This window comes from Pseudomonas xantholysinigenes, assembly GCF_014268885.2.
In the GTDB taxonomy this organism is placed as follows: domain Bacteria; phylum Pseudomonadota; class Gammaproteobacteria; order Pseudomonadales; family Pseudomonadaceae; genus Aquipseudomonas; species Aquipseudomonas xantholysinigenes.
This window is the reverse complement of record NZ_CP077095.1, coordinates 3,160,963-3,178,496: the sequence shown is the minus strand read 5'-3', so window position 1 is coordinate 3,178,496 and position 17,534 is coordinate 3,160,963. Positions and strand designations below refer to the sequence as shown.

Sequence of the window (17,534 nt, the reverse complement as noted above, 5' to 3'; positions counted from 1 at the left end):
GAGCCGATCCGATGATACAAATCCTGCGCAGGCGCGTTGTTCGCCTGGCCCTGGCCGCAACGGCTGGCCTGGTGGCCAGTACCCTGGGCTTCTTTGCTTGGCAGACCTTCTACCCGGTACAGGCCGCCGACGGCTGGGAAGTGCAGGTACTGCACAACTCGGTGACGCGCGCCGCTTCGCTGTTGCCCCAGGCCGATGGCAGCCTGCTGGTCAGCCGTGAGCTCAACGGCGGCAAGGGCAGCATTCTGCAGATCAGCGCCAGCGGTGATCGTGTGGTGATCCTTGATGGTCTGTCCAAGCCTGACGGCATGGTGGCGGTCGACGGCGGCTGGGCGTTCAGCCAGGAAGTCGGCGGGGCGCCGGTCAGTGTGTCGCGCAATGGCCAGGTCAGCACGTTGTTCCAGGGCAACAATGTCCAGGGCTTGTACAACGACGGCGACTACCTGTACGCCATCGAGGACCGCAAGGGCGATGGCCGGTTGATGCGCTATGACTGGCGCAGCGGCCAGCTCGAAGTATTGCGCTCGGGGCTGACCGAGACCGAAGGCTTGACCCGCTGCAGCGATGGGCGGCTGCTGTATACCGAAAAGAGCACCGGCAAGATCCGCGCACTGAGCGCCGAGGGCAACGACCCGGTGGTGGTCGAGGGGCTGCGCAATCCGACATTCCTGCTGTGTGATGCGCGCGGGCTGTGGATCAGCGAGGACTCGACCCATCGCGCACGCCTGCTGCGTATCGATGGCGGCGGCACGCAGCATGTGGTACTCAGCTACCTGAAGGCGCCGCAGGCCATCGTGCCGGATGGCAAGGGCGGTTATCTGCTGGCCGAAGGTGGGCGCGATCGGGTGTTGCACCTGACTGCGCCGGTGACGGCCGCGACCGCTCAGGTCGAGCCTGGACGGCGCGTGCCGAAAGCCTGATCCCGATAGGCCGACGCAACGCTTTCAATTTGGACTTGCCGGTGCTGCTTGGCAGCCCCGGCCATCCTGAGTTGCAGCAGCCATATCCCCAATGCGCAAAGACCGTGAACGCGCAGGATTTACGCCGGCACCATGGCAAAGCCCACGCCAAAGCGGTTCCAGGCATTGATCGTGGCAATGGCCAGGGTCAGGTTGGCAACCTCCTTCGCATCGAAATGCTCCAGCAGTGCCTGGTATTGCTCCTGTGGCGCGCCGCGTTCGGGCAGGCGGGTGAGGCTTTCCACCCAGGCCAGCGCGGCCCGTTCCCGGGGCGTGAAGTAGCGGGTTTCACGCCATACGCTCAAGGTCTGCAGGCGGGCTTCGGTTTCGCCGGCCTTGCGCGCATCGTTGGCGTGCATGTTCACGCAATAGGCACAGCCATTGATCTGCGAGGCGCGCAGGCGCACCAGCTCCAGCAGCGAGTGCTCCAGCCCTGAGCTGACCAGCGCCTGCTCGAGGCCGACCATGGCCTTGTAGGCCTCCGGCGAGTGCTTGGCCCATTCGATACGGTCGTGCATGTTGAAACTCCAGTGATCCGGGGGAAGTGACGCTACCTTAGCGCCAGCGCGTACCAGGCCGAATAGCCAATGTCGTGCTTTACCGGGAGGCCAATGTCGTCATTCAGATGGCCACTGATGGGCATCCAATCTCTTCATTTCTGCCCAGGCGCCGGAGCCGGGATAATGGCCCGGTCTTGATTGGAGTAACGCTGTATGCCCACCGAACACTTCATGCGCGAGGCCCTCGACCTTGCCCGCGCCAATATCCAGGCCGGCGGCCGTCCCTTTGGCGCCGTGCTGGTGTACCAAGGCCAGGTCATCGCCCGCGCCGTCAATGAAATCCACAGCACCCAGGACCCGACCAGCCACGCCGAAATGCAGGCGATCCGCCAGGCTGCCCAGGCCTTGGGCCGGGCGCGGTTGGATGGCGCGCAAATCTATGCCAGCGGTCATCCGTGTCCGATGTGCCTGGCGGCCATGCACCTGTGCGGCATCGAGCGCGCCTGGTTCGCCTATGACAATGACGAGGGCGAGCCCTATGGCTTGTCCACCGCCGCGGTGTACGCGCAGATGGCGTTGCCGGCGCAGCAGCAAAGCCTGCCGCTGCGCCCGCTGAAGCCTGCCGGTGAGGCCGGTTTGTACGCGCAATGGCAGCCGGCCAGCCGGCCATGAGAGCGGCAATGAATCTGTTGTTGATAGTACTGCTGGCACTCAACCTGCGGCCGATGCTCACCAGTATCGGTCCACTGCTCGAACCCGTGCGCCAGAGTACCGGGCTGGGCTACCAGCAAGCGGCGTTGCTGACGGCCTTGCCGGTACTGTGCATGGGCCTGGTGCCGTTGCTGCAACCGTGGTTGCGGCGCTGGCTGAGCGAGCATGGCGGCATGCTCGGCGGCCTGATGGCGATTGCCGCGGCCTGCCTGTGGCGCTGGCAACTGGACAGCGCCTGGGCCTTGATTGCCAGCGCGGTGGTCGCCGGCCTGGGCGTTGCGGTGGTGCAGGGCATGATGCCAGGGCTGGTCAACCGCTGGTTTCCCACCCGCCTGGCCACGACCATGGGCCTGTATTCGGCGGCGTTGATGAGCGGAGGCGGCCTGGCGGCGGTGCTCGGCCCGTCGCTTACCGCCTATACCGGCCACTGGCAGGTGGGGTTGGGAGTATGGGCATTGCCTGCGCTGCTGGCGCTACTGGCCTGGGTCGCCCTGCGTCCACGTCAGGAGGCCCCCACGCTGGGTGGCGCCAGCGGTGGCCACTGGTTCGGCAACCGCCGCGCCTGGCTGCTGGCCTTGTACTTCGGCTTGATCAACGGTGGCTACACCAGCATGGTCGCCTGGCTGCCGGCCTATTACCTGGAGCACGGTGGCACGGCCCAGGGCGGTGGCGAGCTGGTCGGCCTGATGACGATTTTCCAGGTTGCCGGGGCCCTGGGCTTGCCGCTGTTGCTGCGTCGCCTGAACGATCGCCGGCCGGGGCTGTGGCTGGCCCTGACGATCCAGCTGGCGGGCTTTCTCGGCTTGCTGTTGGCCCCGTCGGCCGCCATGGGCCTGTGGGTGGCGATGATCGGCCTGGGCCTGGGGGCCTGTTTCAGCCTCAGCCTGACCTTGACCCTGGAGCACCTGCGCACGCCGGCCGAGGCCGGGAGCCTGGCGGCGTTCGTGCAAGGGGTGGGCTTTATCGTCACCGGTATCGTGCCGTACATCACCGGCTGGCTGCGCGATGTCAGCGGCGATTTCCAGGCTTCGTGGACGCTGCTGGCCTGCACCGTGCTGCTCATGCTGCTGGTGACGGCGTGCTTTGCTCCGCGCGGCTACGCCAAGGCCATCGCTCGATCGGACCAGCCAGGCGTAGCGCCCGCGCTTAGCTGAGGCGCTGCAGGGTATCGCGGACCCGGTCCAGGGCCGGGTCGATATCCAGCAGCTCGATGGCGCCGAACCCCAGCAACAGCCCCGGCTTGACCGGGGCCTCGCTGAAAAATGGCGCCAACGAATACAACCCCACCTCGACCTTGCGTGCCAAGCTGATCAGCAGCTCGACATCCACCCCAGGCTTGGCCAGGGCGCTCAGGTGAAATCCGGCGCTGGCCGACACTGCATCGAACCAGGGCGCGAGGTCGCCGTCCAGGCGCGTCAGGATTCGTTCGCGACGGGCGCTGTACACCTCGTGGCAGCGGCGGATGTGCTTGTTCAGGTGGCCCTCGCCGATGAACCGCGCCAACGCCCATTGCTGCAGGCTCGGGCTATGCCAGTCGGTCAGGTGCTTGGCCACGCAGGCGGCTTGCAGCACCGCTGGCGGCAGTACTGCGTAGCCCAGGCGCAGTTCGGACAGCAGGGTCTTGGAGAAGGTGCCGACATAAGCCACCAGCCCATGACGATCCAGGCGTTGCAGGGCCTCGGCGGCCGGGCCCTGGTAGCGGAACTCGCAGTCGTAGTCGTCCTCGATGATCAGCGCGCCCAGCGCGGCGGCCCGGTCCAGCAGCGCCTGGCGCCGGGTTTCGGCCATGGGCATGCCCAGCGGGAATTGGTGCGAGGGCGTGACGTAGATCAGCCGGGTGCCATCCTCGATCTGTTCCACGCATAAACCGTGTTCGTCCACCGGCACCGATTGCAGCTGGGCGCCCAGGGCCAGGAACAACTGCCGGGCCGGTGGATAGCCAGGGTCTTCCATGGCCACCTTGCAACCCGGCTCGACCAGTACCCGGGCGATCAGGTCCAGCGCTTGCTGGGCACCGTTGCACACCAGCACGTCGGCCGGGCTGCATTGCACGCCCCGGGCGAAGGCAATGTGATGTGCGATGGCTTCGCGTAGCTCAGGCAAGCCTTGGGCCGAGAACTGCCGCTCGGTGTGGCGCTGGCTGCGGCGCAGGGCGTGGTTCAGGCAACTGCGCCACTGGTCGTAGGGGAACTGCGCCTTGCTCGAGGCGCCGCCGACGAAGTCGTAGCGCGACGGCGCGTCCAGCGCGCGCTGGCCCAGGACCGTGGCGCGCTGGCTCCAGCGCTCCAGGGTCGTGGCGGCGGCCAGCGGGACCGTATCGGCCTGGGGCGCGCGGATCGGCAAACGTGGCGTGATGAAGGTGCCGCGGCCCACCACGCCGCTGAGCAGGTTGTCGTAGGTCAGGCGCGAGTAGGCTTCGGCCACGGTCTTGCGTGACACGCCCAGTTGCTCGGCTAGCAGGCGCGTGGGCGGCAGTTGGGTGCCGGCGGCCAGGTGCCCGCTGTCGATGCCGGCGCGCAGTTGCTGGTAGAGCTGGTCGGCAAGGCCTTTGCGGCCTTCGAGGCGGATGTGCAGTTCCATCGGGGCAGGTCCGAAACGCGGGGATGGCCAAGCTTCGGGGTTTGCTGGGGAAGGTGCAAGGGGGCAGGATCGAGGGCTGGGGCCTAAGGGGCGATCCTTTCAAGGTGTTCCACGTTAGAGTTGCAGCGCCTACCAGATCGAGCGCCGCCCGCGCGGCGCATCGCGACGCAAGGCCGCTCCTACATCTGTTTCGGGCCAATTTCTCCTGTGCCATTTCCTGGTCCGCCTTGTTGACTCGACGTGGTTTCAGCGTGGGCACTACTGACGCTTCATCTGTCTCAAGACATGCATCAAGGCGGGCAACAATGGCCTGACAGGTTCGGCACGTTGCAACAAATGTAGGAGCGGCCTTGCGTCGCGATGCGCCGCGCGGGCGGCGCTCGATCTGCTAGGCGCTGCAGTGCTTGCGGCGGACACCTGGAGACCCTCACTCGGCCAATAGCCTGGCGCCCGAAGACCTTGAAAGGGATGGTCCTAGGGGGCGACGTGCATGGCTTGGGGCCGTGGGAGCGGATTTATCCGCCGCGAACACCGACACAGCCGGTGCCAGACACCGCGTTGCCTTGGCTCCTAGTAGGTGGCGCGCATGGCGCTAGGCTCGCGCCTAAAGCCGCGCCGTGCTGATGGTGATATAGCCCTTGTCAGGCAGGGCGATGCGAATCACCGTTTCATCCTCGGCCACCTTGCGTTTTTGCTTGATGCACACGCCATCGATGGCGGCATCGCGCATGCGCGCGGGAATGGCCCGCCCGCTGGCATCGAAGAATGCTTCGCTGGCGAGCAACTCGACCTGCTCGATCAACTGGCGGGTGTGTTCGTCGGTGGCGCAGAAAAAACGCACGCCGGAGAGGTGTGGATTGTCGTCAGGGTTGCTGACCTCATGGTCCAGCAGTTGGCGCAGGGTATGGCGCAGTTCACGAGTAGGGTGGTTATCGCTGGGCATGGCATGGCCTCGTCTGGCAGGGGCTGCCGCGTTGGGCGGTGGTTACGTCTCCAGGCCGGATGATGTTTTGCCGAGGGGAAGGCAGCAATCACGAAGCTTCCGTACTTGTGGTAGGAGTATTCCGAAAATATAGGTGGTGCCCTGAACGATGCCTTGATCCCTGTCAGCCACGCGTCAGGTGCGGCACAATTCCACCTCAGTCCACGCCGTTTTGCCGAGGTGCCCCATGCACAGCCATTTCCAGCCAGTCGACCTGCACAAAGCCTATCGTCTGCTCAATCACGGGCCGACCGTACTGGTCTCGGCCAGCCACGATGGCGTCGACAATGTGATGGCCGCCGCCTGGGCCTGTGCGCTGGACTTCGACCCACCCAAGGTGACCGTGGTCCTCGACAAGACGGCGCGCACCCGCCAACTGGTCGAGGGCAGCGGCTGGTTCGTGCTGCAAGTCCCCAACGCGGCCCAGGCCCGGTTGACCTACCAGGTGGGCAACCAGAGCCTGTTCGATCACCCCGACAAGTTGGCCAGCATCGGTGTTGGCCTGGCGCGTGTCGAGGGCTACCCCGCGCCACTGGTCAACGATTGTTCGGCATGGCTGATGTGCCGAGTGATCGATGAACCGCACAACCAGCAGACCTACGATCTGTTCATTGGCGAGGTGGTCGCGGCCTGGGCCGATGACCGGGTATTTCGCGATGGACACTGGGCCTACGAGCATGCCGATCCGGCCTGGCGTAGCCTGCACTACGTGGCCGGAGGGCATTTTTACGCCATTGGCGAGCCGTTGGTGATCGATCAGAACAGCTGACTATCAGTCCTGTCGGACTAGCAGGGCGGCCTCGACGATCTCGATCCAGTGCCGCACGGGTGTACGCCCGGCACCTGCCAGGTGGAGCTGGCAGCCGATGTTGGCCGTGGCGATGAGGTCGGGGCCGGCGCTTTCCAGGGCCTCGAGACGCTGATCGCGCAGTTGCCGCGCCAGTGCTGGTTGGGTCAGCGAATAGGTGCCGGCCGATCCGCAGCACAGGTGCCCGTCGGGCACGTCGGCGAGGTGAAAACCCAGGCGCAGCAACAGGCGCTCGACCGCGCCACCGAGCTTGAGTGCGTGCTGCAAGGTGCAAGGGCAGTGGAAGGCCAGCCGCTGTTCGGCGCACCAGCCCAGCTGTTCGATGGGCTCGGCCTCCAGCACCTGCACCAGGTCTCGCGCCAAGGCGCTGACCCGCGCGGCCTTCGCCGCATAGCGCGGGTCCCGTTCCAGCAAGTGACCATAGTCGCGCACGAACGCACCGCAGCCGCTGGCCGTCTGCACGATCGCCTCGGCGCCCGCCTCGATGGCCGGCCACCAGGCATCGATATTGCGTCGTGCCCGATCCAGCGCCTGGGCCTGGGCATCGAGGTGAAAGTCCACGGCGCCACAGCAGCCCGCTTCGGTAACAGGTTCGACACTGATGCCCAGGCGATCGAGCAAGCGCGCGCTGGCCGCGTTGGTATTGGGCGAAAGCACCTGCTGCACGCAGCCTTCGAGCAGCAGCACGCGTCGCGGATGACGGGGCACTGGGCGTTGTCCGGGCGCGACCCTGGCTGCCGGCAGCTTGGTCTTGAGGCTGGCGGGCAGCAGGGGGCGCAAGGCTTGCCCAGCACGAACCAGGACATCGAACAGCCGTGGCTGCGGCAGCACGGCGCGCAGGCTTTGCCGCAGCAGGCGCTGGCCCGGCGGGCGCGTCACCTGCTGGTCGACCCAGGCGCGGCCGATGTCGAGCAGGTCGTGGTATTTCACTCCGGATGGACAGGTGGTTTCGCAGTTGCGACAGCTCAGGCAGCGGTCCAGGTGCTGTTGGGTACTGGCGCCGACCGGTGCGCCTTCGAGGGCCTGCTTGACCAGGTAGATGCGTCCGCGTGGCCCGTCCAGTTCGTCGCCAAGCAGTTGGTAGGTGGGGCAGGTGGCGTTGCAGAATCCGCAGTGCACGCAGGTGCGCAGGATGCTTTCGGCTTCCTTGGCTCGGGGGAGATGGTTGGCGGCGTCGCTCAAGTGGGTTTGCATGACGGGGCCTCACAGGTCGGCGTACAGACGGCCTGGGTTGAACAGGCCCTGGGGATCGAGTTGCGCTTTCAGCGCCTGGTGGTAGCGCAGCAGCGCCGGGGATAGCGGTGCGCTGCTGTCGTCGCCAGGGGCATAGGCGGTGGCATGACCGCCAGCCTTGGCCACCTGCTCGCGGATCAAGGCCGCCGGGGCGCTGGACTTGAGCCAGCGCTGGGCCCCGCCCCAGTCGAGCAACTGGCGCCCGGGCAAGTCCAGCAGGCCACTGGCGGTGGGCAGCGCCAGGCGCCACAGCGGCGCCGGGTCGTCGAAGAACGGCAGGCGTTGTTCACGCAGATCGTGCCAGTAGTGGTTGTCGATCACCTCGCCGCCCAAGCGCTCGTGGGCTGAGCCAACCGACCCCTCGCCACCCTCCAGTCGCAGGTGCAGTGCCTCGCCGTCATGGCAGGCGGCGCTGATGGGCAGCGGCTGCTGGCCCCATCGCTGCAGCTCGATCAAGGCCGCTTGCGGCGCCATCGACAAGCGCAGGCTCAGGCATTGGCGTGGTTGTGGCAGTACCTTGAGCGACACCTCGGTGAGTATCCCCAGGCAGCCGAAACTGCCGGCCATCAACCGCGAGACATCGTAACCGGCGACGTTCTTCATCACTTCGCCGCCAAAGCGCAGCAGGGTGCCTTGGCCGCTGATCAGCCGCGTGCCCAGCACCATGTCGCGCACGGCCCCGGCCCAGGGCCGACGCGGTCCGGACAAGCCGACAGCGACCATGCCGCCGAGGGTGGCGGCGGGGCCCAGGTGCGGCGGTTCGCAACTGAGCATCTGCCCGGCTTCGCGCAACGCGGCCTCGACCTCGCATAGCGGCGTGCCGGCGCGGGCGGTGAGCACCAGCTCGCTGGGGTCGTGGTTGAGGATGCCGCGGTGCCCGCGCAGGTCAATGATTTCGCCGGCGACGGGCCGACCCAGCATGGCTTTGCTGTTGCCGCCCTGGATACGCAGCGGTGTGGCCTGATGCAGCGCCAGGTTGACCTGTTCGAGCAACTGTCGGCTGAGGTCGGCGTCCATCAGAAACGCTCCAGGTCAGGGAAGGGCAGTTGCCCGTGATGCACGTGCAGGGCACCGAACTCGGCGCAGCGCTGCAGGGTGGGGATGTTCTTGCCAGGATTGAGCAGGCCCTTGGGGTCGAAGGCCGCCTTGACCGCGTGGAACAGGCTGATTTCGTCGCGGTTGAACTGGGCGCACATCTGGTTGATCTTTTCCCGCCCCACGCCGTGCTCCCCGGTGATGCTGCCGCCCACCGCCACGCACAGCTCGAGGATCTTGCCGCCGATGGTCTCGGCGCGCTCCAGTTCGCCGGGCTGGTTGGCATCGAACAAGATCAGCGGGTGCATGTTGCCATCGCCGGCATGGAACACGTTGGCCACCCGCAGGCGGTACTCGGCGGCGAGCTCGGCGATGCCTCGCAGTACCCGGGGCAGCTCGCGGCGGGGGATGGTGCCGTCCATGCAGTAGTAGTCCGGGGAAAGCCGTCCGACCGCCGGGAAGGCATTCTTGCGCCCGGCCCAGAAGCGCGCACGCTCGGCTTCGTCGCAGGCCAGGCGCACCTCGCGGGCGCCGGCCTGGCGCAGCACGGTCGCAACCCGGTCACAGTCTTCCCGCACATCCGCTTCGACACCGTCGAGCTCACATAGCAGGATCGCCGCGGCGTCCACCGGATAGCCGGCATGGATGAAGTCCTCGGCGGCCCGCAGCGCCAGGTTGTCCATCATCTCCAGGCCGCCGGGAATGATACCGGCGTCGAGGATGCCCGCCACCGCGCGGCCGGCATCCTCGACCCTGTCGAAACTGGCCAGCAGCACCCGCGCCACTTGCGGTCGGGGCAGCAGTTTGACGGTCACCTCGGTGATGATACCGAGCATGCCTTCGGAGCCGGTGAACAGCGCCAGCAGGTCGAAGCCGGGGCTGTCCAGGGCGTCGGAGCCCAGTATCAGCCGCTCGCCTTCGATGGTGAGGATTTCCACCTTGAGCAGGTTGTGCACGGTCAGGCCGTATTTCAGGCAATGCACGCCGCCGGCGTTCTCGGCGACATTGCCGCCGATGGTGCAGGCGATCTGTGACGAGGGATCGGGTGCGTAGTACAGCCCATGGGGCGCTGCCGCCTGGGAGATTGCCAGGTTGCGCACGCCGGGCTGGACCCGGGCGAAGCGGCCCTGGGGGTTGACCTCGAGGATACGGTTGAAACGGGCCATGACCAGCAGGATGCCCTGGCTCAGGGGCAGGGCGCCGCCGGACAGGCCGGTGCCGGCGCCACGGGCGACCACCGGCACGCCGTGTTGGTGGCAGAGTCCGAGCAAGGTCTGTACCTGCTCCAGGCGCTCGGGCAGCACCACCAGCAACGGCATCGTGCGGTAGGCCGACAGGCCGTCGCACTCATAGGGCTTGAGGTCCTCGGCGTGGTGGAGGATTTCCAGGTCGGGCACGGCCGTGCGCAGGGCCAGCAACAGCGCTTGTTTGTCGACGACGGGCAGGGGGCCGTCGACACGCGCGTCGTAGAGGATGTTCATGGCGTTTTCTCGGCGGATGCGGGTTGTCGTCCGCTAGCGCAGTGACGGGTCACTGGCTGGCCAGCGTCCTGATCAGGGCGACGGTCAGGTACAGCCGCGGCGCCACGCTGGCGACTTCGATGTATTCATCGTCGCCATGCAAGCCGGCGCCTACCACGCCCAGGGTTTCCAGCACCGCAGGTTTGTCGCTGTCGGGCACATAAGCGAAGCCGGCATCGGTGCCGAAACGCATGGCGATCGCTTCAAGTTTGCGGTCGATTTCGCGATAGAGCTGTTGTGCCGTCGCGGCCAGCCGTGTCGATGCCGTGTTCCGGGCCAGGGGCGGCCGGCCTTTTTCCAGCACCAGGCTCACCTGGGTATCGGCAACGCGATGTTGCGCGATGATTCGCCGGGCATCGGCCTCCACGCGCGCGGTCTCGCCCAGGTCCGAATAGCGCATGTCCGCTTCGGCGGTGGCCAGTGCTGGAATGATATTGGCTTTGTCACCGGCCTTGGCCAGGGTCCAGTTGACCGTGGTGCCCTTGGCCTTGTCGCCCAGCGCATCGAGTTGCAGCAACTGATGCGCCAGCTCTGTCAGCGCGTTGCGACCCTGCTCAGGGGCTGATCCGGCATGGGCGGCCCGGCCCCTGACCTCAAGCTTCAGGCGGTTGATGCCGTTGGTGGCCACGGTCACGGCATCCTGGTCAGGCGGCTCGTAGGAGAAGACGAAATCATGCTGGCGCGCCAGTTCGGCGATCAGTGCCTTGGAGCCCGCCGAACCCATTTCCTCGTCGGGGTTGAACAGCACCGTCAGGGTCCGGTAGCCCTTGAACTGCTGGTCGTGCAGCAACGTCAACGCGTGCAGGATCATCGCCACGCCACCCTTGGCATCGGCCACCCCGGGGCCATAGGCGCGTTCGCCTTCGAGGCGAAACGGACGCCTGGCCACGGTGCCGGGGCCGAACACCGTGTCGTAGTGGACCATCAGCAGGAAGTCCTTGCTGCCGGTGCCCTTGAAGGTGCCGACGATGTTGTTGCCAACCGAAGGCGTAGCGGGGTGTGTCCGCACGTCGGCTCCCAGGGCCTTGAGACGTTTTTCCAGTTCGGCGCCGATCTGGACCAGACCTGCCTCGGTGCCGGTGCCGGTGTCCACCGAGACCAGCGTCCTGAGTGTTTCCAGGTAGCGTGGTTGCTCGGCCTGGGCCTGTTTGAACAGGTCTTGGGGCGAAGTGTCGGCGGCGTGGGCGATGCTACAGGCCAGGGCAAGGGTGAGGGTGGAAAGCAGCAAACGCATAAGCAGGGCCTCGGTCCATGATGAATATTGTTGTCATGAACCGTACAGCGTAGACCGTGGCCCTGCGCCGGGGTGATTGCGTTGCGTCACGGGACGATGGTGTCGTCCTGCGACAGCAGCGCGCGTGCCAGCTCTTCGTCGCTGGCCTGCATGCCGGGATGCGCCTGGCGCACCTGGGCCAGCGCCGACTCCAGGTAGGCGCCGCGAATGGCGCCGCCGCTGGCGACGAAGGCCGCCAGTTCGTCGTGGGCGGGAATGATCCGCTTGTCGTCCTTGAAGGTCGAGTACAGCGAGGCGGAGACCCCAGCCGAGGTGGCGACGTCACCGGCATCGACGCGAGCCAGGGCGGCCCCGGCGGGTAGCAGGAGCAGTAGCGAGGGAACGAGCAGTAAACGGCGCATGGCGAGTCCTCCGAAAGGGTGAAGCCCAAGGGAATTACTGCATGTTGTTAAGAACCCTGCCGATGGCTGGGAGTTCCGGCGCCTTTGCGCGAGGCCCACCGGCCTACCATTTCTGCCGGTATTTTCGCCCGGCACCGGGTGATAGCTTGCATCGAAGGCGTGATCCAAGTGTCCGATGCCCTTGGGCGCGAAGTCAGGATTGTCCGCGCCAATGGCGAAACGGTTGGCTGAATCTGAGCGAACTACGAATAGCGCACGCAGCTTTATCCCTGGTTCACGGCGATGTATGGCGAGAAGAGGTCATCACCGCTGCAACTCACAACAATGAGCAGGGAGCAGGTTCCCGCTGATCAAGCGTTATGTATGGCGTTTCACTGCGTACCCCTTACAGGAGATACGCAATGAAACGAATGAAACTGCGGATGTTGTTACCCATTGGTGTGATCTGCGCGGGGGCGGTGGTGGCTGATACCAGCGCCACGCCCACGGATGCGCTATTGGCCCGAATGACGCTGTGCCAGAGCCGTATGGCCAGTGTCGAGCAATTGATGATCGAGCGCCTTGAAGATATCGAGCGGCGTTTTGGTGCCGAGCTGCGACGCAAAAACGACTTGCAACAGATGTTGGAGCAGGCCCGGCAAAAGTTGCTGGAGGCATTGGCATTGTACGGTAACCCGCCGGGCCGGCCGGAGCATCGCTTATACCTCCTGGGGCTGGAAAGCGAGGTCGACAATCTGCAACGCAGCCTTGCCGTCGCCCGCCGCGCCGAGCAGAGCATTGCGCTGATCAAGCCTTGGCAAAGCGCGACGCGCGTGCGCTGGCAAGGCAATGTCGCGGTGTTGGACGATGTGCTGTTTGCCATCGAGGAATGCGCCGAGCAACCTCAGTGCCACGCGCAGCAGGTAGAGCCCTTGCTCAAGCCGTTGGCCGCCGCGTTGCAGGCCAGCCGGCAATTGCTTTTCGATGCCTGGCCGCCGCTGCGTGGCGAGGATGTGCGCTACCCGAGCCAATGGGAGGACGACTGTCGTACCTCCGATCTGTGACAGGTTGCGCGCCGTGGCCCTAGGGGGCCCACGGCCAGATCGAACGATTTGGGCTGATTGTCTTGTCGGCCCGCCGACTTCCTCCCCTCTGCTTGTAACAGTCTTGCGTTATCTGCGGGATAAAGCGTTGCTTGCGTGTTTTTCGATCGCATTTCCTACCTACCTGGCTCAGGCATTCTTACGCCATAAGGGATTGCTTCCTGCTTAATCAGAGTTGGACGCCACTGTCACATTCGCCCTGCCTGGCCAGCAGCATCCCTACAGGATTCAGCGGCCCAGGTAAGTCGGCCGAGTGCTCGGGTCTTGACCAGAAACACCGGCTCCATACCTACTGATAAGTGATAATCCCATGTCTGAAATTGTCTCCTTTACCAACCGAAATGCCCTGCTGGAAAATCAGATCGCCGAGCAGATAGAGGCTCTGGTCAAAGTCGAGCCACTGCGCTTGCCTGAGGCCAATGCTCCACTGGTCACCAGCTTCAGAAGCAAGCTTGAAGGCAGTTACGAGGTCGAACGGATCAAGACCGATACCGACCACGCCATCGAACTGCTGTACATCGCCTACAACACCACGCCTCAGGAGCAAGGCGAAATCCGCGTGCGCATCGCCGGTATCATGCATGCGCTGATTCGCGCGCAGCAGGACAGCGAGAGCAGCATCAAGGGTGCCGTGCGCATAGCCGAACGTATTACTCGCCAGTTGCGCAACCTGTTGCCCGATTGGCTGGATGTGAAGGAGACCAATGACGCTGAGGAGATCAGGCACTTCGTCAGCACCGATTTGCTGGCGATGGCCCGTGATATCGCCGCCAGCGCGGGTGAGGTTCGCGCCGACCTGACCAGTATTGTCAATCGTTATGAGCGGATCCTCGCTGATATCGAGGCGGTCATGGCTTCCAGCGAGCTGGCTTTGAGCGAGACGATCGAGGCCAACCGCAAGATCAAGCAGGAAATCGTTGAGGCCACGGCCCGTCGGGAGCAACTGGACCAGTTGGTCAGCGAACTCCAGCAGCAGGTCGAGCGCTTCGAGGTGCTGGCCCGTCGTTATGGCGAGCAAGCCAACAGCGCCGAGCAGAAATCGTTTTGGGCCGGGCTGCTGAAAAGTGCCACCCAGGTACTGGCCGCCGTCCTGCCCCTGGCTGCTCTGGGGGCCACCGGTGGTTCCTCGGCCCTGTTTGGCGCGGTAACTGTAGGCGCCCTCAATCGTCAGCCGAACGCCGACATCGATCCCGGCAAGCTGGTGGAGCAGGCTAACCTGGAGGGGCAACGCCAGGTGCAGCTCGGTGTTGTCGAGGAGCACAAGCGTCGAGTGTCTGATCTGGCGGCGCAATATGCGGCGGCAACTGGCGAGCTGGTGAAGCAAGAGCTGGAGAAAGGCCTGGAGCAAGAGCGTGGCGCACTGCGCGAGGCACAAACGAAGCTGGCCGGTGTCGAGCAGCAACTGGGGGCACTGCTGCGCGAGCTGGCGCAAGCGGCCAGTGATGTGAGCGAGCAGATGAAGGAGCAGGCGGCCTCGCTGCGCCAACTGGAATTCCAGATGCTCGATAACGTCGAGCGTTACGAGAATGTCAGGCGTGAACAGGCCGCCGAACTGGTGCGCATCACGGTGCTGCTCGGTGGCAAACGCAGTGAGCAGCAGAGCATCGAGCTGGCGGTGAAGTCGCTGAACTTGAGTGTGGCGGCGCTCAAGCGCAGCAAGGAGATCGTCGAAGAAATCGCGTTCTTCTTCAGAGCCTTTGTCGATTTCATGCAATTGATTATCGATGAAGCGCTGGAGCGAGTTGAGGATTACGACCGAGCCGGCAACAGCGAGTCGTTGCGCCGCAACCGGCTGCAGCAGCTGTTGCTGACCACTGATTGCTTCTTCATCACCCAGACGGCTGAGTGGCATGCGGTCAGCGCGGTATCGCAGGACTTCGTGCAACTATTCAATGACGGCTGGAGCAAGTTGAACAAGCTTTCCGGCAGCTACATCATTGGCGAGGAGTTGCAGGACTACCTGGTCCAGGCCGCGCATCAACTCAATACCATCGCCGAAGCACGTGATGCTGTCAGCACGCAGCGTCTCGCCTCGCTGGACAGCTACCGTCGCGAACTGCAGGAGCGCGCTGCCCAGGGGTAGTGGTCACTGCGGTGTTCGCCGGCAAGGCCGGCCCTACGGTGGCAACCGCAGCCCGTAGGCGCCAGCCTTGTTGGCGGAGCAGGCGACAGGCACTGAATGTCAGTACCTCAGCTCGAGCCCCACATACGCGCCAATCCCATCCCCTGGCCAGAACGACGCGGTGTCCTGCCCCTGGGCGTTGTATACCGGCGTCACCGCCGTCACGTAGGCCTTGTTCGCCAGGTTCTTCAGGTCCAGCGAGACCTTCCAGTTGCCCTTGGGCGCCTCGTAGCCCAGGTTCGCCCCCCAGATCGTGTAGGACGGCGCATACAGGCTGTTGGCATAGTCCACCGCCGTGCGCGACGCCGACTGCACATTGACGCCGGTGTACCAGCCGCTGTGGTCCTGGTACTGCAACTCACCCTGGTAGATGTGCTTGGGCACGCCAGGCAACTGGTTGTCGCCGAAGGTGCTGTCGTGCCGGTAGTAGAAGTCGTTGTAGGTGTAGGCCTGGCGCCAGCGCACCAGGTCGCCTTGGTCGTTTTCCCACAGTCGCGTGTTGAGCCCGGCCTCGATGCCCTGGTGAATGGTTGGCGAGGCATTGAACGCACCGGTGACCGCCGCCGAGGTGGCGGTGGCGGGGATGATCTGCACATTCAGCAGCTCGTCGTGAATCCACGAGCGGTACAGCGCCAGGCTGCCGTCGAAGATGCCCTGGGAGCCCTTGATGCCGATCTCGAAGGTATTGGCCTTTTGTTCGACCAGCGGACGCACATAGGGCAGGGTCGGGCCAGAGCCGGAATATTCCCAGGTGGCGGGTGGATCGATGCTGCGGCTGAAGTTGGTGAACACCTGCAAGTTCGGCGCGAACTCATAGCGCAGGCCGATGCGTGGGGCGACGCTCCAGTTGTCGTAGTCGACGTTCTGCGGGAAATCGGTACGGTTGGCGTTCACCGCGTAGTCGATGTCGATCTTGCGCCGCACGTTGATGAACGACACGCCGCTGGTCAGCCACAGGCCATCGACCAGGTTGAGGTCGTTGCCCAGGGCGATGACCCGGTCGAACGAGTCGGTGTAGTCGACCTTCTTCAGCGGCACCTTGTCGCCGGTCGCCGAGTTGACCCCGCCGCGCAGGTGCTGGGTGGAGGTGAAGGCGATATTGCTGCGGCTTTCATGGCCGAACAGGTAGTCGGTGCGGTCGTAGCCCAGCAGCAGGCCGAGGTCGTGCCAGTCCCAGTAGCTGGGGTTGCTCGGGCTGCGCGGGCTGTTGGCGTGGCGGTAGTCGTGGTAGGACAGGCCCACGGTCAGGCGGGCGTCGTCGTTGAAGGTGTAGGTGGTCTTGCTGCCCAGCCAGATGCTGCCGGGGCGGCGGGCGCCGTTGCCGCTGCTTTCGGCGGTGGCGCTGGCACGGCGCGGGTGATGCAGGGCGGCATCGAGGGTGGTGGCGCTGGGGTCGTTATGGACCTCGTCGCGGTAGCGCAGCAGCACGCGGGTCTCGAGTTTCGGGCTGAAGCGGTAGCCGGCGTTGGCGACGATGCCGGAGCTTTGCGACAGGCTGTAGTCGCGGTAGCCGTCGTTGCGGTAGTTGTCAGCCTGCAGGTAATAGTCGAGGTCGCCCTCGACGCCGCCGTAGCTGATGCTCTGCTTTTGGTAGTGATAGCTGCCGGCCTCGGCGCGCAGGCGCAGGCCGGGGGCGGTGTAGCCGCTGTGGTTGACGAAGTTGACCGCGCCGCCGAGGGTCAGGGCGCCGTACTGGAAGGCGTTGGCACCGCGCAGGATTTCGGTGTAGTTGACGCCGCTGGCGTTGAGGAACTCATAGGGGGTGCCGCCGGGGCCGGTCAGCGGCAGGCCATCGAAGAGGAACTTGAGCCCTTCGCGAAAGTAGCCCGGGGAGGTGTTGGCGCCCGAGCCGCGCACCGAGATCTTCGCCGCATCGTTGCCGCCGGTGGACTGCACGAATACGCCGGGCTGGTAGGCGAGGGTGTCCTGCAAGGTGGCGGTACGGCCTTTGGCGACCTCTTCGCTGTCGGCGACGCTGGTGCCGCCGGGTACCTCGGCCAGGGCGCTGCTGGCTTTTTGTACTTCAGTCTGCTTGGCGCCTTGCACCGTCACCGTGCCGAGAGTCGGGTCGGCGGCCAGCACCGGGAGCGGTGCCAGTAGTGCGGTGGCGGCCAGGGCGGCGCGGCGGATCGCCAGGCGCAAGGGGAGGGGATGGATCGCACGCATCGTTGTATTCCTTGTAAAACATCGTAGGTCCTCGGCGTTCTATGGGAATAGTCAGGCCAGTCGGGGAAGGTGCAGAGCAGGTTCTGTGCCAGCTGAGTGGGTGCCCTGAAGTTATGGGCAATCACCATGTTGTCGAACAATAAGCCTGAACAGTCAGCGACGAATTGTTGAACGGATGTTGTTTGGCGAACAGCAGCGGTT

General features: G+C 65.1%; 15 protein-coding genes. 6 read left to right on the top strand and 9 right to left on the bottom strand.

Annotated elements, in window-relative coordinates; all coding sequences use genetic code 11:
• The first annotated feature begins 11 nt into the window (after nucleotides 1-11).
• The gene (locus HU772_RS14010) at nucleotides 12-920 is read left to right on the top strand and encodes an NHL repeat-containing protein (RefSeq protein WP_186654845.1); all 909 of its coding nucleotides are present in this window, start codon (nucleotides 12-14) and stop codon (nucleotides 918-920) included.
• Between the two features lie 119 nt (nucleotides 921-1,039).
• Here HU772_RS14010 and HU772_RS14005 read toward each other — a convergent pair whose 3' ends face one another.
• On the bottom strand, nucleotides 1,040-1,477 hold the full coding sequence (locus HU772_RS14005; protein WP_186654849.1) for a carboxymuconolactone decarboxylase family protein: 438 nt from the start codon (nucleotides 1,475-1,477) through the stop codon (nucleotides 1,040-1,042).
• Nucleotides 1,478-1,672: 195 nt separating this feature from the next.
• On the opposite strand from HU772_RS14005, the gene HU772_RS14000 reads away from it, so the two are divergent.
• Entirely contained in the window at nucleotides 1,673-2,131 is a 459-nt protein-coding gene (locus HU772_RS14000) for a nucleoside deaminase (RefSeq protein WP_186654854.1), read from the top strand.
• The gene (locus tag HU772_RS13995; RefSeq protein WP_186654860.1) at nucleotides 2,128-3,324 is read left to right on the top strand and encodes a cyanate transporter; all 1,197 of its coding nucleotides are present in this window, start codon (nucleotides 2,128-2,130) and stop codon (nucleotides 3,322-3,324) included. The genes HU772_RS14000 and HU772_RS13995 overlap by 4 nt, the downstream gene beginning before the upstream one ends.
• Here HU772_RS13995 and pdxR read toward each other — a convergent pair.
• Both pdxR and HU772_RS13985 read right to left on the bottom strand, forming a co-directional pair.
• The gene (pdxR, locus tag HU772_RS13990; protein ID WP_186654866.1) at nucleotides 3,317-4,750 is read right to left on the bottom strand and encodes a MocR-like pyridoxine biosynthesis transcription factor PdxR; all 1,434 of its coding nucleotides are present in this window, start codon (nucleotides 4,748-4,750) and stop codon (nucleotides 3,317-3,319) included. The two genes, HU772_RS13995 and pdxR, sit on opposite strands and share 8 nt — an antisense overlap.
• Before the next feature lie 604 nt (nucleotides 4,751-5,354).
• Nucleotides 5,355-5,693 carry a hypothetical protein gene (locus tag HU772_RS13985; RefSeq protein ID WP_186654873.1) on the bottom strand — a complete coding sequence of 113 codons (339 nt, stop codon included), beginning with the start codon at nucleotides 5,691-5,693 and terminating at the stop codon, nucleotides 5,355-5,357.
• 226 nt (nucleotides 5,694-5,919) lie between these two features.
• Here HU772_RS13985 and HU772_RS13980 point away from each other — a divergent pair, with 226 nt between their 5' ends.
• The gene (locus HU772_RS13980) at nucleotides 5,920-6,501 is read left to right on the top strand and encodes a flavin reductase family protein (RefSeq protein WP_186654879.1); all 582 of its coding nucleotides are present in this window, start codon (nucleotides 5,920-5,922) and stop codon (nucleotides 6,499-6,501) included.
• A 3-nt stretch (nucleotides 6,502-6,504) separates the two neighbouring features.
• Here the strand turns inward: HU772_RS13980 and glcF are convergent, their stop codons facing one another.
• The 5 genes from glcF to HU772_RS13955 form a co-directional block, all read right to left on the bottom strand.
• Nucleotides 6,505-7,734, bottom strand: a complete 1,230-nt coding sequence (gene glcF / locus HU772_RS13975; RefSeq protein ID WP_186654886.1) for a glycolate oxidase subunit GlcF — start codon at nucleotides 7,732-7,734, stop codon at nucleotides 6,505-6,507.
• 9 nt (nucleotides 7,735-7,743) lie between these two features.
• Nucleotides 7,744-8,790 carry a glycolate oxidase subunit GlcE gene (gene glcE, locus HU772_RS13970; RefSeq protein ID WP_186654889.1) on the bottom strand — a complete coding sequence of 349 codons (1,047 nt, stop codon included), beginning with the start codon at nucleotides 8,788-8,790 and terminating at the stop codon, nucleotides 7,744-7,746.
• On the bottom strand, nucleotides 8,790-10,289 hold the full coding sequence (glcD, locus tag HU772_RS13965; RefSeq protein WP_186654892.1) for a glycolate oxidase subunit GlcD: 1,500 nt from the start codon (nucleotides 10,287-10,289) through the stop codon (nucleotides 8,790-8,792). Before glcD ends, glcE begins: the two co-directional genes overlap by 1 nt.
• Before the next feature lie 49 nt (nucleotides 10,290-10,338).
• On the bottom strand, nucleotides 10,339-11,562 hold the full coding sequence (locus tag HU772_RS13960) for a M20/M25/M40 family metallo-hydrolase (protein WP_186654895.1): 1,224 nt from the start codon (nucleotides 11,560-11,562) through the stop codon (nucleotides 10,339-10,341).
• Between the two features lie 86 nt (nucleotides 11,563-11,648).
• Entirely contained in the window at nucleotides 11,649-11,963 is a 315-nt protein-coding gene (locus tag HU772_RS13955) for a DUF2388 domain-containing protein (protein WP_186654898.1), read from the bottom strand.
• Between the two features lie 401 nt (nucleotides 11,964-12,364).
• Between HU772_RS13955 and HU772_RS13950 the strand changes: the two genes are divergently transcribed.
• Nucleotides 12,365-13,006 (top strand): hypothetical protein, encoded by a 642-nt coding sequence (locus tag HU772_RS13950; RefSeq protein WP_186654901.1) that lies wholly within the window; start codon nucleotides 12,365-12,367, stop codon nucleotides 13,004-13,006.
• 349 nt (nucleotides 13,007-13,355) lie between these two features.
• On the top strand, nucleotides 13,356-15,128 hold the full coding sequence (locus HU772_RS13945; RefSeq protein ID WP_186654903.1) for a coiled-coil domain-containing protein: 1,773 nt from the start codon (nucleotides 13,356-13,358) through the stop codon (nucleotides 15,126-15,128).
• 99 nt (nucleotides 15,129-15,227) lie between these two features.
• On the opposite strand, the gene HU772_RS13940 is transcribed toward HU772_RS13945, so the two are convergent.
• Complete coding sequence (locus HU772_RS13940; RefSeq protein WP_186654906.1) at nucleotides 15,228-17,333, bottom strand: TonB-dependent receptor family protein; 2,106 nt, start codon at nucleotides 17,331-17,333, stop codon at nucleotides 15,228-15,230.
• Between the last annotated feature and the right edge of the window lie 201 nt (nucleotides 17,334-17,534).

Bases quoted from the DNA above. Each gene is read 5' to 3' on its own strand.
- glcF (WP_186654886.1), bottom strand. From the start codon at position 7,734: ATGCAAACCCACTTGAGCGACGCCGCCAACCATCTCCCCCGAGCCAAG.
- HU772_RS14000 (WP_186654854.1), top strand. From the start codon at position 1,673: ATGCCCACCGAACACTTCATGCGCGAGGCCCTCGACCTTGCCCGCGCC.
- HU772_RS13940 (WP_186654906.1), bottom strand. From the start codon at position 17,333: ATGCGTGCGATCCATCCCCTCCCCTTGCGCCTGGCGATCCGCCGCGCC.
- glcE (WP_186654889.1), bottom strand. From the start codon at position 8,790: ATGGACGCCGACCTCAGCCGACAGTTGCTCGAACAGGTCAACCTGGCG.
- HU772_RS13955 (WP_186654898.1), bottom strand. From the start codon at position 11,963: ATGCGCCGTTTACTGCTCGTTCCCTCGCTACTGCTCCTGCTACCCGCC.
- pdxR (WP_186654866.1), bottom strand. From the start codon at position 4,750: ATGGAACTGCACATCCGCCTCGAAGGCCGCAAAGGCCTTGCCGACCAG.
- glcD (WP_186654892.1), bottom strand. From the start codon at position 10,289: ATGAACATCCTCTACGACGCGCGTGTCGACGGCCCCCTGCCCGTCGTC.
- HU772_RS14010 (WP_186654845.1), top strand. From the start codon at position 12: ATGATACAAATCCTGCGCAGGCGCGTTGTTCGCCTGGCCCTGGCCGCA.
- HU772_RS14005 (WP_186654849.1), bottom strand. From the start codon at position 1,477: ATGCACGACCGTATCGAATGGGCCAAGCACTCGCCGGAGGCCTACAAG.
- HU772_RS13960 (WP_186654895.1), bottom strand. From the start codon at position 11,562: ATGCGTTTGCTGCTTTCCACCCTCACCCTTGCCCTGGCCTGTAGCATC.
- HU772_RS13980 (WP_186654879.1), top strand. From the start codon at position 5,920: ATGCACAGCCATTTCCAGCCAGTCGACCTGCACAAAGCCTATCGTCTG.
- HU772_RS13995 (WP_186654860.1), top strand. From the start codon at position 2,128: ATGAGAGCGGCAATGAATCTGTTGTTGATAGTACTGCTGGCACTCAAC.
- HU772_RS13985 (WP_186654873.1), bottom strand. From the start codon at position 5,693: ATGCCCAGCGATAACCACCCTACTCGTGAACTGCGCCATACCCTGCGC.
- HU772_RS13945 (WP_186654903.1), top strand. From the start codon at position 13,356: ATGTCTGAAATTGTCTCCTTTACCAACCGAAATGCCCTGCTGGAAAAT.
- HU772_RS13950 (WP_186654901.1), top strand. From the start codon at position 12,365: ATGAAACGAATGAAACTGCGGATGTTGTTACCCATTGGTGTGATCTGC.